The organism is Mycolicibacterium fluoranthenivorans (genome assembly GCF_011758805.1).
In the GTDB taxonomy this organism is placed as follows: domain Bacteria; phylum Actinomycetota; class Actinomycetes; order Mycobacteriales; family Mycobacteriaceae; genus Mycobacterium; species Mycobacterium fluoranthenivorans.
The window spans coordinates 813,824-827,218 of the sequence record NZ_JAANOW010000002.1 but is presented as its reverse complement, the minus strand read 5'-3'; the positions used below and the strand labels follow the sequence as shown (position 1 = coordinate 827,218).

The window sequence follows — 13,395 nt, the reverse complement described above, 5'->3', positions numbered from 1 at the left end:
GCTGGCACACTTGCACCGTGGTCGATTTCGACGCGCTGGAAGCCGCGGGAATCACCGATGCCCGCCAGCGTGCCCCGCTCATCGAGTATCTCGACCAGCTCGGCTTCACCGCCGCGGAGATGGTCGAGGCCGAGTCCCGCGGCCGGCTGTTCGGCCTGGCCGGCGATGTCCTGCAGTGGTCCGGGCCGATGCTGTACTGCCTGGCCGACGCGGCCGCCGAGATCGGGGTGCCGCTGGCAGATGTGGAGCGGGCCTGGGCGGCGCTGGGTCTGACCGTCACCGACTGTGCGACCAAATCCTTGAGCCGCGCGGATGTGGAGGCGCTGCGTACCTGGGCCGAAATGCGGCTGGTCGTCGGTGATGTCGCGGCGACGGGATTGCTGCGGGTGATCGGCGCCGGGATGGCGCGACTGGCCGAGGCCGAATCGTCGATGATGCGGGCCAGCTCCCCGGAGGTCCAGATCGAGGTCTCCCACGACGAGCTGGCCACCGCCCGCGCCTATCGGGCAGCCGTCGGGTATCTCCCCCGCATCGGCGCCACGATCGAGGCGGTGCACCGTCAGCACCTGATGAGCGCCCGCACCTACTTCGAACACGTCGTGCGCGACGAATCACCGACTGTGGTGTGCGGCATCGGTTTTGCCGACCTGTCCGGATTCACCGCACTGACCCAGCTGCTCAGCGCCGCCGAACTCTCGGACCTGCTCAACGAGTTCGGCGCCACCGCAGCCGACGTGGTGCACGCGGCCGGCGGGCGGGTGGTGAAGTTCATCGGCGATGCCGTCATGTGGGTGAGCACCACACCGCAACAACTGGTGGCCGCGGCCGTCGCGCTGGTCGAGAATGTGAAGGCACGCGACGCGGGGCTGCAGGTGCGGTCCGGGCTGGGCTACGGCGAGGTGCTGGCCATCAGCGGTGACTATTTCGGCAACCCCGTGAATCTGGCGGCCCGTTTGACCACCAACGCCGAACCGGGCCAGATCCTGTCGTCATCGGCGCTGCGTGATGCGCTGCCCGAACACGACTTCGCACCCGCGCGCTCCTTCACCCTGAAGGGGTTCGATGTCCCGGTCACGGCGTATCCACTGCAATCACTTATAGGGTGATCCCCGTGAGCAGCGCATCCGGATACCAGGCCCCGTCCGTCACCGTCAGTTCGTCCCTGCCCCGCCGCGGCGGCGGCGACGCGGTTCTCATCGTCGGCGTGGTGGCCGGCGACAACGGCGAGGGCAGGCCCCGCGTGCTCGGCGACCATCTCGACGCCGGCGCGGTGGCGGCCATCGAGTCCGGCCTCGCGGCACTGGGCGGCACCGGCGGTGAGGGCCAGCAGCACCGGCTGGTGATCGCGGATCTTCCGGTGGCCAGTGTGCTGACGGTCGGCCTCGGCGAGGAACGCGACGAATGGCCCGCCGACACCCTGCGCCGGTTGGCCGGCAGCGCCGCCCGCAGTCTGGACAAGGTCGGTTCCGTCGTCACCACCCTCACCACACTCGATCTCGAGGCGGTCATCGAGGGGCTCATCCTGGGTGCGTACCGGTTCACCGAGTTCCGCAGCGAGAAGACCGCCCCCAAGGACAAGGGCCTGACCAAGATCGTCGCGCTGGCCGGGGACAGCAAGGCGGCCACCAAGGCGCTGGCCCAGCGGGCGGTCGATATCGCCACGGCCGTGGCCACCGCGCGGGATTTCGTCAACACCCCGCCGAGCCACCTCTACCCCGCCGAATTCGCCAAGCGGGCAAAGGCTCTGGGCGAGGCCGCCGGACTCACCGTCGAGGTTCTGGACGACAAGGCACTCGTCAAGGGGGGCTACGGCGGCATCGTCGGTGTCGGCCAGGGTTCGTCACGCCTGCCGCGGCTGGTCCGCCTGACGCACAAGGGCGCCGGTCGCAAACCGAAGCGTGTCGCGCTGGTCGGTAAGGGCATCACCTTCGACACCGGCGGTATCTCGATCAAGCCGGCCGCCGGGATGCACCACATGACCTCCGATATGGGTGGCGCGGCCGCCGTCATCGCGACCGTCGTGCTGGCCGCCAAGCAGAACCTGCCGATCGACGTCATCGCCACCGTGCCGATCGCCGAGAACATGCCGTCCTCGACCGCGCAGCGCCCGGGCGACGTGCTGACCCAGTACGGCGGCATCACCGTTGAGGTGCTCAACACCGATGCCGAGGGCCGGCTCATCCTGGCCGACGCCATCGTGCGTGCCGGCGAGGACGATCCCGACTATCTGATCGAGACCTCGACCCTGACCGGCGCGCAGACTGTGGCGCTGGGCGCCCGCACCCCGGGCGTGATGGGCAGCGACGAGTTCCGCGACCGGGTGGCCCGGCTGTCCCAAGCGGTCGGCGAGAACGGGTGGGCCATGCCGCTGCCCGAGGAGCTCAAGGACGATCTCAAGTCGACGGTCGCCGACCTGGCCAATGTCAGCTCCTCGCGGTACGCCGGGATGCTGGTGGCCGGGACGTATCTGCGTGAGTTCGTGCCCGAGGGAGTCGAGTGGGCGCATATCGACATCGCGGCCCCGGCGTACAACACCGGCGGGCCATGGGGTTACACGCCCAAGGGCGGGACCGGCGTGCCGACACTGACCCTGTTCGCGGTGCTCGAAGATATCGCGCGCAACGGTTGACGCAGCGCGCGTCACTCCTCCAGTTCGCTGCGCAGCGCACGCTGACGTTCGATGCGCCGCCGAGCGTCGTAGTCGCGCATGCGCTGCGGGTATCCCACCTTCTGCACGTCGTAGACCGGGATGTCGAGTTCGCGGCTCAGCCGCCGCGCGCCGGCGTCACCGCCGGTGCGGCGCCTGGTCCACTCACCGTCGGCTGCCACCAGCACGACGGTGACCTCGGTGACCGTGGTCTTGGGCTCGACGAAGGCCTCGACGCCGTGATGGGTGGCGACCCACTGCCGCAGGTAATCCAGATCGGCTGCGCCACGAGCACCACCACCCGAGCCACGCCATTTATCGAACAGTCCCACCCGGCGTAACTCCTCTCTTTGTCACCTTCGATGGTGCCAGAACGGCAAGTACCGACGTCTGCGACGACCGGGCCGGGCGGACGTGACAGGATGGGTTCTGCACCGCATTCCAACCGCGACGACGACTGTTCGAGGAGTCAAAACCCATGGCCATCTCCGTCCAGATGCCCGCACTCGGTGAGAGCGTTACCGAAGGGACCGTCACGCGGTGGCTCAAGCAAGAAGGCGATACCGTCGAGGTCGACGAGCCGCTGCTTGAGGTGTCCACGGACAAGGTCGACACCGAGATCCCGGCACCGGTATCCGGAGTGCTGACCAAGATCATCGCCGCCGAGGACGATGTCGTGGAGGTCGGCGGCGATCTCGCGCTGATCGGTGAGGCGGGCGAGTCCGGTGAATCCGCAGCAGAACCCGAGCCCACGGCTTCCGAGCCGGAACCGCAGCCGGAGCCGGAGCCGACCCCCGAACCGGAGCCCGCGGCCGAATCGGCCCCGGCACCCGCCGCGACCGGTGGCGGCGAATCCACGTCGGTGAGAATGCCCGAACTCGGTGAGAGCGTGACCGAAGGCACCGTCACCCGGTGGCTGAAGAAGGTCGGCGACACCGTTGCCGTGGACGAGCCGCTGGTCGAGGTGTCCACCGACAAGGTCGACACCGAGATCCCGTCCCCGGTGGCCGGCGTGCTGGTGGCCATCACCGCCGAAGAGGACGATGTGGTCGCCGTCGGAGGCGAGCTCGCCAAGATCGGCGCCGAGGGATCGGCGCCGGCCGCACCGGCCCCCGCGCCCACCCCGGAACCCAAGCCGGAACCCAAGCCCGAACCCGCACCCGAGCCGAAGCCGGCCGCCGCCACCCCGCCGCCGGCACCCAAGCCGGAGCCGAAGCCCGAACCCACACCTGCTCCCGCCGCGGCGGCCGCGCCGTCCGGTGACGCCAGCCCCTACGTCACCCCGCTGGTGCGAAAGCTGGCCGCGGAGAACGGTGTCGACCTCGCCGCACTCACCGGTACCGGTGTCGGCGGCCGGATCCGTAAGCAAGATGTGCTCGCGGCGGCCGACGCGAAGAAGACCCAGCAGGCCCCCGCTCCCGCGGCACCGGTACCCACCGCCGCCAAGGCCCCCGAGTCCAAGGCGGCGGCTCCCGCTCCGGCGCTCGCCCATCTGCGCGGCACCACGCAGAAGGCCAACCGGATCCGGCAGATCACGGCGAAGAAGACTCGCGAGAGCCTGCAGACCACGGCCCAGCTGACGCAGACCCACGAGGTCGACCTGACCAAGATCGTGGCACTGCGGGCCAAGGCCAAGAAGAGCTTCGCCGAGCGCGAGGGTGTGAACCTCACCTTCCTGCCGTTCTTCGCCGTCGCCGTCGTCGATGCGCTCAAGGCACATCCGAACGTCAACGCGAGCTACAACGAGGACAGCAAGGAGATCACCTACTTCGACGCCGAGCACCTCGGCTTCGCGGTCGACACCGATCAGGGTCTGCTCTCCCCCGTCGTGCACAACGCGGGCGACCTGTCGCTGGCCGGCCTGGCCCGGGCCATCGCCGATATCGCCGCGCGTGCCCGGTCGGGCAACCTCAAGCCCGACGAGTTGTCGGGTGGCACGTTCACCATCACCAACATCGGCAGCCAGGGCGCCCTGTTCGACACCCCGATCCTGGTGCCGCCGCAGGCGGCGATGCTGGGTACCGGGGCCATCGTGAAGCGCCCCCGCGTGGTGGTCGACGAGAACGGCAACGAGTCGATCGGGGTGCGGTCGGTGGCGTACCTGCCGCTGACCTATGACCACCGGCTGATCGACGGCGCCGACGCCGGCCGCTTCCTGACCACCATCAAGCGACGCCTTGAAGAAGGGGCGTTCGAGGCCGATCTGGGGCTCTAGTGCCACTACAGGCACCCGGCGTGATCGCCATCGCCGGGTCATCGGGGCTGATCGGATCGGCGCTGACCACGGCGTTGCGCGCCGCCGATCACCGGGTCATCCGGATCGTGCGGCGCGCGCCGGGTAACGCGGACGAGCTGTTCTGGAATCCGGCCACCGGCGATTTCGACATCGACGCGCTGGCCGGTGTGGATGCCGTGGTCAATCTGTGCGGAGTCGGAGTCGGGGCTGCGCGCTGGTCGGGCTCGTTCAAGCAGAGTCTGCGCGACAGCCGCATCGGGCCCACCGAGGTGCTGGCCGGGGCGGTCGCCGATGCGCAGGTACCCGTGCTGCTCAACGCGAGTGCGGTCGGCTACTACGGCGACACCCGCACTCAGGTGGCCGACGAGAGCGCACCGCAGGGACGCGGTTTCCTGGCTCAGTTGTGCGCGGACTGGGAGGCGGCGACCGAAACCGCTGCCGAGGGCGGAGCTCGGGTGGTACTGGCCCGCACCGGTGTGGTGCTGTCCCCCTCCGGTGGCGCGCTGGCCCGGCTGCGTCCGTTGTTCGCCCTGGGCCTGGGGGCCCGGCTCGGTAACGGCCGCCAGTACTTTCCGTGGATCAGCCTGGAGGACCAGGTGCGGGCGCTGCTATTCGCCATCGCCGACGACAATCTGGCCGGGCCGGTCAACTTCACCGGGCCGGCGCCGGTCACCAACGCCGAGTTCACCGGTGCGCTCGGCCGGGCACTCAACCGGCCGACCCCGATGATCGTGCCGGGATTCGCGTTGCGCGCGGTGCTCGGCGAGTTCGCCGACGAGGGCCTGCTGTTCGGGCAGCGCGCGATCCCCGCCGCGTTGGAGCGTGCCGGTTTCGTGTTCCACCACAACACCGTCGGTGAGGCCCTGGCCTACGCCACCAGCGCCGCGCCCGCCGGGTAGCTTGGCGTCATGAGCTCCATCCGGGCGTCGACCGCACCCCTTGAGGTCCGGCTGCTGGGCACGGTCGCCTACGCCGACGCCTGGGCGCTGCAGCGCGAGATCGCCGAGGCCCGGGTCGCCGGCGGGCCCGACACCCTGCTGCTGCTGGAGCACCCGCCGGTCTACACCGCCGGCAAGCGGACCTTGCCGGAAGAACGACCGCTGGACGGCACCCCGGTGGTGGACACCGACCGTGGCGGCAAAATCACCTGGCACGGCCCCGGTCAGCTGGTCGGCTATCCCATCATCGGGCTGACGGAGCCGCTGGATGTGGTGAATTTCGTTCGGCGCCTTGAGGAAGCACTCATCACGGTGTGCGCGGGCCTCGGCGTCGACGCGGGCCGGGTCGAGGGCCGGTCCGGGGTGTGGGTGCCCGGTGAGCCTGCCCGCAAGGTCGGTGCGATCGGTATCCGGGTGGCCCGCGGGGTGACGCTGCACGGGTTCGCCCTGAACTGCGACTGCGACCTCGGCGCGTTCGGCGGCATCATCCCGTGCGGTATCGCCGATGCCGGTGTCACGTCGCTGACCGCCGAGCTGGGCCGGCCGGTGGCTGTGAAGGATGTCACCGAGGCGGTGGCTGAGACCATCGCCGACGCTCTCGACGGCCGATTGGCCGTAGCATTGACGCCGTGAGTATTGCCCCCGAAGGCCGTAAGTTACTGCGCCTCGAGGTGCGCAACGCCGAGACACCGATCGAGCGTAAGCCGCCGTGGATCAAGACCCGGCTGCGCACCGGTCCCGAATACACCGAACTGAAGAGCCTGGTTCGCCGCGAGGGTTTGCACACGGTGTGCGAGGAGGCGGGCTGCCCCAACATCTACGAGTGCTGGGAGGACCGCGAGGCCACCTTCCTCATCGGCGGCGAGCAGTGCACGCGGCGCTGCGACTTCTGCCAGATCGACACCGGCAAGCCCGCCGAACTCGACCGCGACGAACCGCGCCGGGTCGCCGAGAGCGTGCAGGCGATGGGTCTGCGGTATTCGACGGTGACCGGCGTGGCGCGTGACGACCTGCCCGACGGCGGCGCCTGGCTGTACGCCGAGACCGTCCGCCAGATCCACGCGCTCAACCCGAACACCGGCGTCGAACTGCTGGCACCGGATTTCAACGCGGTCCCCGAACAACTCGAAGAGGTCTTCGAGTCGCGCCCGGAAGTGTTCGCGCACAACGTCGAGACCGTGCCGCGCATCTTCAAACGGATCCGCCCCGCCTTCCGCTACCAACGCAGCCTCGACGTGATCACCGCCGCGCGTAACTTCGGGCTGGTCACCAAGAGCAACCTGATCCTCGGCATGGGTGAGACCAACGACGAAGTCCGCGCCGCATTGGCCGATCTGCACGAGGCGGGCTGCGACATCGTGACCATCACCCAGTACCTGCGCCCCTCGCCGCGGCACCACCCGGTGGACCGCTGGGTGCACCCCGACGAATTCGTCGAGTTGTCCGCCTTCGCCGAGGGCCTGGGCTTCGCCGGTGTGCTCGCCGGACCACTGGTGCGATCGTCCTACCGAGCGGGCCGGTTGTACGAGCAGGCGGCGCGCGTGCGCCCGCCCGTTTCCTGAGCCGTATCCTCAGAGCTATGGCGAAATCACGTAACCCCGCCGCCGACAAGGCCGCAAAGGCCGAGGCCAAGGCTGCCCGTAAGGCTGCGTCCAAGCAGCGCCGCAGTCAGCTCTGGCAGGCGTTCCAGATGCAGCGCAAAGAGGACAAGCGGCTGCTGCCGTACATGATCGGTGCGTTCGTGCTGATCGTCGCGGCTTCGGTGGCGTTGGGCCTGTTCGCCGGCGGGTTCACCGCCTACATGCTCATCCCGCTGGGCGTGGTGTTGGGCGCGCTCGTCGCCTTCATCATCTTCGGCCGGCGTGCCCAGAAGTCGGTCTACCGCAAGGCCGAGGGGCAGACCGGTGCCGCGGCCTGGGCGCTGGACAATATGCGCGGCAAGTGGCGCGTCACCCCGGGCGTGGCTGCGACCGGCAACTTCGACGCCGTGCACCGGGTGATCGGTCGCCCCGGCGTGATCTTCGTCGGTGAGGGTGCGCCCACCCGGGTGAAGCCGCTGCTCGCGCAGGAGAAGAAGCGCACCGCCCGCCTCGTCGGTGAGGTGCCGATCTACGACATCGTGGTCGGCAATGGCGAGGGTGAGGTTCCGCTGTCGAAGCTGGAGCGGCACCTGATGAAGCTGCCGGCCAACATCACGGTCAAGCAGATGGACTCCCTGGAGTCCAAGCTGGTGGCGCTCGGTACCAAGGCCGGGCCGGCGGCGATGCCGAAAGGACCGCTGCCCAACGCGGGCAAGATGAAGGGCATCCAGCGCACCGTAAGGCGCCGCTGACCACTTCCGCGTGGCGCGGCGTCTGAGCAATTGACCTGGTCAACAATATCCGGGTGTGTACCGCATGCGAGTGGGCTCCGCATTTCGCGTCCGTCGGCGCCCCCGCCACGCCCCGGATCTCCGCACCCGCCGCCCGCGATGCGGTGACCGACGCCTCCGGGACTGACGCCGATTTCGTGTTCCACCACGGCCGGGTCTACACGGTCGACTCCGAACGACCGTGGGCCGAGGCCGTCGCCGTGCGCGGTGAGGTCATCGTCCAGGTCGGGGATGACGCGGCAGCCCTGGCGCTGGCGGGCCCCCACACAAGGGTGATCGACCTGGACGGCAGGCTGCTCATGCCGGGCTTCGTCGAGGGCCATATCCACCCGTTTCTCGGCGCCTTCCTGAGCAACGGCGTCGATCTGCAGGTGCCCACCGAGGACGACGCCCTGGCGGCCATCGCCGCCTACGCCGCCGAGCACCCGGACGGCCCGGTGCGCGGATTCGGTTGGCGGGTGGACATGTTCGGGCCCGACGGCCCGACCCGCCAGTCGCTGGACAGCGTGCTACCCGACCGGCCCGGCTTCTTCTTCGCCATCGACGCGCACAGCATGTGGGCCAACAGCAAGGCGCTGGAGGTCGCGGGCGTCGGTCGCGACACCCCCGATCCGGTGCCGGGATTCAGCTACTACGCACGCGATGCCGACGGTGATCCGACCGGCTACCTGCTGGAGATCGATGCCGTGCTGGGCCTGGTCAACGCCAACGACCCGATCAGCACCGACGGCATGCGGCGCATGCTGGAGCAGTGGCTGCCCAGAGCCGCCCAGGCCGGGATCACCGCGGTGTTCGACGCCGGGGTGCCGCCCGTGGGCGCTGAGCAGGCCGATGTCATCGCGCTGTACGCCGATATCGAGCGAGAGGGCAAGCTGCCGTTTCGCGTCGTGGCCTCCTATACCGTCAAGTCCCCGCCGTTCGACGATGCCGTGACGAGGTTCACCGAGGCACGCGAGCGGGTGTGTACGGAGCTGGTCCAGGTCGGCATGGTGAAGATCGTCGGCGACGGCACCCAGGGCGGGTACACCGCATGGCTGCTGGAGCCCTACGCCGACAAGGCGGATTCGATCGGCGGGTCGCCGTTCACCGAGACGCAGTGGCACCAACTGGTCGACGAGATCGACGCGGCGGGTATCGATATGCACATTCATGCCTGCGGCGAGCGCACCGCACGGGTGGCACTGGATGCGCTCGAGGCGGCGATCGCCGCGAACCCGGCCCGCGACCGCCGACACACCATCGCGCACCTGGTCTACCTCGGCGGCGAGGACAGCGCGCGGTTCGGCGCCAGCGGTATCGGGGCGCAGTTCTCGGCCAACTGGTTCTCCGCGGATCCCGACACCGTGGTCAACATGGCCGCCCGCTACGGCGCGCCGCGTAAGGACAACTTCTATCGGGTGCAGGACGTGCTGCGCACGGGTGGACGGGTGTCGCTGGGCACCGACTGGCCGGCGGCCGGCTACTTCTCCACCTACAAGCCGCTCGACTCGATCCAGATCGGCGTCACGCGCCAGCTGATCGGCGAGCCCGATGCCGAGATCCTGTCCCCCGCCGAGCAGCGACTGACGGTCGCGCAGGCCGTGCATGCCAACACACTCGGCGCCGCCCACCAGATCCGGATGGCGGACCAGATCGGTTCGGTCGAGGTCGGTAAGCGGGCCGACCTGATCGTGCTGGACCGCAACATCCTCGACGGCGACCCGCACGATATCCATCGAGCCAAGGTCACGGTCACGATGATGAACGGCCGGATCGTGCACGAGTCCGGAACGGACTAGCGCCGCACCACCGCGGTCGCCGTCCCGCGATCCTGCAGTCCGCGCAGATCGGTGTCGGTGAACAGCGGCGGCACCACCGTCGCGATCAGCAGTCCCCGCCCGATCGCCCGGCCCAGCCCGACATGGTCCCGATTGTCGACGGGCACCACCATCAGTCCCATCACGAATTGTCCTGGGCTGAAACCGAATAGCCGCACCGACACCACGCCGAGCACGAACCACACGGCCAGTACGGTCGTGGACAGCGCCGGGAGGGAAACCAGGCCCAACGCCATCGCGAGCGCCGCGAGGCCGTAGCCGATCAGCCAGTCGATCAACAGCGCGGCGGTGCGCCGGCCGAATCGGGCGATCGATCCCGAACCGTGTTCGGGCATACCGAGCCGTCGCCCCGGATAGTCGCCGGATTCAAAATCTGGCTGCGGGCCGGACAACCAGGACGCGATTTCGCGGGCCATGGGCCCAAGCATAGAGCGCGCCCGATGGCGTAACTTCGGCGCAACATATGGTTGACCGGGGTGCAACATCAACTCCCTAGCGTCACCGGCGGGTAACGAGTCAAAGGAGATTTATCAGTGCCAGAAAAGACATCGGACGACCTCTTCAAGCTGATCAAGGATGAGAACGTCGAGTACGTCGACATCCGGTTCTGCGATCTGCCTGGTGTCGTCCAGCACTTCTCGATCCCGGCTTCAGCCTTCGACGAGAGCGTTTTCGAGGACGGCTTGGCGTTCGACGGTTCGTCGGTGCGCGGTTTCCAGTCGATCCACGAATCCGACATGATGCTGCTGCCGGATCCCGACACCGCGCGTATCGACCCGTTCCGCGCCGCCAAGACGCTGAACCTGAACTTCTTCGTGCACGACCCCTTCACCCGCGAGGCCTACTCGCGCGACCCGCGTAACGTCGCCCGCAAGGCCGAGAACTACCTGGCCAGCACCGGTATCGCCGATACCGCTTACTTCGGCGCCGAGGCCGAGTTCTACATCTTCGACTCGATCTCCTTCGACTCCAAGATCAACGGCACCTTCTACGAAGTCGACTCCGAGTCGGGCTGGTGGAACACCGGTGAGCCCTTCGAGTCCGACGGCAGCCCGAACCTGGGTTACAAGGTCCGCCCCAAGGGTGGCTACTTCCCCGTCGCGCCGTACGACCACTACGTGGATCTGCGCGACGAGATGGCCACCAACCTGCAGAACGCCGGGTTCACCCTGGAGCGCGGTCACCACGAGGTGGGTACCGCCGGCCAGGCCGAGATCAACTACAAGTTCAACACGCTGCTGGCCGCGGCCGACGATGTGCTGCTGTTCAAGTACATCATCAAGAACACCGCATGGAAGAACGGCAAGACCGTCACCTTCATGCCCAAGCCGCTGTTCGGTGACAACGGCTCCGGTATGCACGCCCACCAGTCGCTGTGGAAAGACGGCAAGCCGCTGTTCCACGACGAGTCCGGGTACGCGGGCCTGTCCGATATCGCGCGCCACTACATCGGCGGCATCCTGCACCACGCCCCGTCGCTGCTGGCCTTCACCAACCCGACGACGAACTCGTACAAGCGCCTGGTGCCGGGCTACGAGGCCCCGATCAACCTGGTCTACAGCCAGCGCAACCGCTCGGCCTGCGTCCGTATCCCGATCACCGGCAACAACCCGAAGGCCAAGCGCCTCGAGTTCCGCTGCCCGGACAGCTCGGGCAACCCGTACCTGGCGTTCGCGGCGATGCTGATGGCCGGTATCGACGGCATCAAGAAGAAGATCGAGCCGCAGGCCCCGGTCGACAAGGACCTCTACGAGCTGCCGCCGGACGAGGCCGCCAACATCCCGCAGGCGCCCACCTCGCTGGCTGCGGTGATCGACAAGCTCGAGGAGGATCACGACTACCTCACCGAGGGTGGCGTGTTCACCGAGGACCTGATCGAGACCTACATCTCCTACAAGCGGGAGAACGAGATCCTGCCGGTGCAGATCCGTCCGCACCCGTACGAGTTCTCGCTGTACTACGACGTGTAAGTCAGCAGACAACGAGTCGGCCCGTCAGGCATCTGCCTGGCGGGCCGACTTGTTGTGCGCGCCCGGCACGCCATGCCGCGATCCCGTAGGCTCTGGCATCCGTGAGCCTCGACGAATTCTGTTCGTCCGATCAATGGAGCATGCTGACCTCGGCTTCCGAGCATTCCAAGCTCGCCGCGGCCCTGGGCGGCTTCCTCATCACCGCCATCGCCCTGTATCTCAAGGGCGAGGTACGCGAGAGCGTGCACACACTGGCGTTGTTCTCCTCGGCGGTGCTGATTCTCGTTCTCAGCGCCTTCCTGTCCAGCCTGATCACCGGGACGGTGGTCCCCGCCGACGCCCAGCGGGACGGTATCTGCGCGATCGTCTGGGCCCAGGGCGCGCTGGCCACTGCCATGCTGGCCGCGGGCACCGCCGCCTTGTTCGGCGGCCTCGGCTGGATGCTGGCCGGGCACGCCATCTCCAAGATGCCCGCCGGCGCGGACGAGGACGCCGCCGGCTACACCTTTCTCACCAAACTCGGTACCTGGCTGACGTTCGCCGCGACCATGACCACCACCCTGCTGCTGAGCGAGACGTCGATCGACTACGTGCATTTCGCATTCGGCGGCGCCCCGCCGGGGTGGCTCGTCGACGCCATCGGCGCCGCCGCGGCGGCGGTGGTGGTGACATCGTTGGTTTTCGTGGTGCGCCGCAGCAGGGCGCTGCGACTGGCCGAGGGCGCCGAACCGACCCGGCTGACGTTGGGCGCCCTCAAGGTCGCCACGGTGTGCCTCGTGGTGCTGGCGATCACGGCGTCCTGGCTGGCCCTCACCCTGGCGCGGTTTCCCAAGGACTGGCTGACCACACCGGGTTCCCCGGTCATGTACGCCGTGCTGCTGCTCACGTTCGGGTTGCCCGCGGTGGTCGGGACGGCGATCTGCTACTCCGCGCCCAGCACCGACCAGCGTTAAGCGACATGTCACCTCGCTTCAGTACGGTCGAGGCCATGAACAACCTGAACAATCGCTTGGAAGCATTGACGCCTACGGTGCTGAGCCTGGTCCGCATCGTGTTCGGTTTCCTGTTCACCCTGTTCGGCACGTCCAATCTCTTCGACTGGCCCATCGTGATGGGTGTGCCGACCGGGAGTTGGCCCGGCTGGTACGCGGGTCTCATCGAGTTCGTCGGCGGGCTGCTCATCATGACCGGACTGTTCACCCGGATCGCGGCCTTCCTCTGCTCCGGCGCGATGGCCGTCGCCTATTTCTGGCAGCACCAGCCGCTGGCCCTCTGGCCGATCGTCGATCCTCAGTACGGCGGCAACGGCGGCCTGCCCTCGATCGCCTTCTGTTTCGTGTTCTTCCTGCTGGTGTTCACCGGCGGCGGGCGGTACTCGCTGGACGCCTGGCGTAGTCGCACACCCCAGCCATAGAG

At 68.3% G+C, this 13,395-nt stretch carries 13 protein-coding genes; 11 read left to right on the top strand and 2 right to left on the bottom strand.

Annotation, left to right across the window (positions count from 1 at the left end; all coding sequences use genetic code 11):
- The first annotated feature begins 17 nt into the window (after positions 1–17).
- Together FHU31_RS21950 and FHU31_RS21945 are read left to right on the top strand one after the other, a co-directional pair.
- The gene (locus tag FHU31_RS21950; protein WP_167162424.1) at positions 18–1,106 is read left to right on the top strand and encodes an adenylate/guanylate cyclase domain-containing protein; all 1,089 of its coding nucleotides are present in this window, start codon (positions 18–20) and stop codon (positions 1,104–1,106) included.
- Between the two features lie 5 nt (positions 1,107–1,111).
- Positions 1,112–2,629 (top strand): leucyl aminopeptidase, encoded by a 1,518-nt coding sequence (locus FHU31_RS21945; RefSeq protein WP_263987748.1) that lies wholly within the window; start codon positions 1,112–1,114, stop codon positions 2,627–2,629.
- Between the two features lie 11 nt (positions 2,630–2,640).
- On the opposite strand, the gene FHU31_RS21940 is transcribed toward FHU31_RS21945, so the two are convergent.
- On the bottom strand, positions 2,641–2,979 hold the full coding sequence (locus FHU31_RS21940; RefSeq protein ID WP_167162421.1) for an oxidoreductase: 339 nt from the start codon (positions 2,977–2,979) through the stop codon (positions 2,641–2,643).
- Positions 2,980–3,125: 146 nt separating this feature from the next.
- Here FHU31_RS21940 and sucB point away from each other — a divergent pair, with 146 nt between their 5' ends.
- The 6 genes from sucB (at position 3,126) to FHU31_RS21910 (ending at position 9,970) form a co-directional block, all read left to right on the top strand.
- Entirely contained in the window at positions 3,126–4,862 is a 1,737-nt protein-coding gene (gene sucB / locus FHU31_RS21935) for a 2-oxoglutarate dehydrogenase, E2 component, dihydrolipoamide succinyltransferase (protein WP_167162419.1), read from the top strand.
- 20 nt (positions 4,863–4,882) lie between these two features.
- Entirely contained in the window at positions 4,883–5,782 is a 900-nt protein-coding gene (locus FHU31_RS21930) for a TIGR01777 family oxidoreductase (protein ID WP_263987749.1), read from the top strand.
- A 9-nt stretch (positions 5,783–5,791) separates the two neighbouring features.
- Positions 5,792–6,454, top strand: coding sequence for a lipoyl(octanoyl) transferase LipB (gene lipB, locus FHU31_RS21925; protein ID WP_167162415.1), 663 nt, complete (start codon positions 5,792–5,794; stop codon positions 6,452–6,454).
- Complete coding sequence (gene lipA / locus FHU31_RS21920) at positions 6,451–7,383, top strand: lipoyl synthase (protein ID WP_167162413.1); 933 nt, start codon at positions 6,451–6,453, stop codon at positions 7,381–7,383. Before lipB ends, lipA begins: the two co-directional genes overlap by 4 nt.
- Positions 7,384–7,400: 17 nt before the next feature.
- On the top strand, positions 7,401–8,153 hold the full coding sequence (locus FHU31_RS21915; protein WP_167162411.1) for a DUF4191 domain-containing protein: 753 nt from the start codon (positions 7,401–7,403) through the stop codon (positions 8,151–8,153).
- 116 nt (positions 8,154–8,269) lie between these two features.
- Positions 8,270–9,970: an amidohydrolase gene (locus FHU31_RS21910; protein WP_409371164.1), complete on the top strand. Its 1,701-nt coding sequence runs from the start codon at positions 8,270–8,272 to the stop codon at positions 9,968–9,970.
- Here FHU31_RS21910 and FHU31_RS21905 read toward each other — a convergent pair.
- Positions 9,967–10,425 (bottom strand): RDD family protein, encoded by a 459-nt coding sequence (locus tag FHU31_RS21905; protein WP_167162407.1) that lies wholly within the window; start codon positions 10,423–10,425, stop codon positions 9,967–9,969. The genes FHU31_RS21910 and FHU31_RS21905 overlap by 4 nt on opposite strands.
- 117 nt (positions 10,426–10,542) lie before the next feature.
- Here FHU31_RS21905 and glnA point away from each other — a divergent pair, with 117 nt between their 5' ends.
- The 3 genes from glnA to FHU31_RS21890 all read left to right on the top strand — a co-directional run bounded on the left by glnA (position 10,543) and on the right by FHU31_RS21890 (position 13,393).
- Entirely contained in the window at positions 10,543–11,979 is a 1,437-nt protein-coding gene (gene glnA, locus FHU31_RS21900; RefSeq protein ID WP_167162405.1) for a type I glutamate--ammonia ligase, read from the top strand.
- A 101-nt stretch (positions 11,980–12,080) separates the two neighbouring features.
- Entirely contained in the window at positions 12,081–12,932 is an 852-nt protein-coding gene (locus tag FHU31_RS21895) for a hypothetical protein (protein WP_167162403.1), read from the top strand.
- Between the two features lie 35 nt (positions 12,933–12,967).
- Positions 12,968–13,393 carry a DoxX family protein gene (locus tag FHU31_RS21890; protein WP_167162401.1) on the top strand — a complete coding sequence of 142 codons (426 nt, stop codon included), beginning with the start codon at positions 12,968–12,970 and terminating at the stop codon, positions 13,391–13,393.
- Positions 13,394–13,395: the final 2 nt, after the last annotated feature.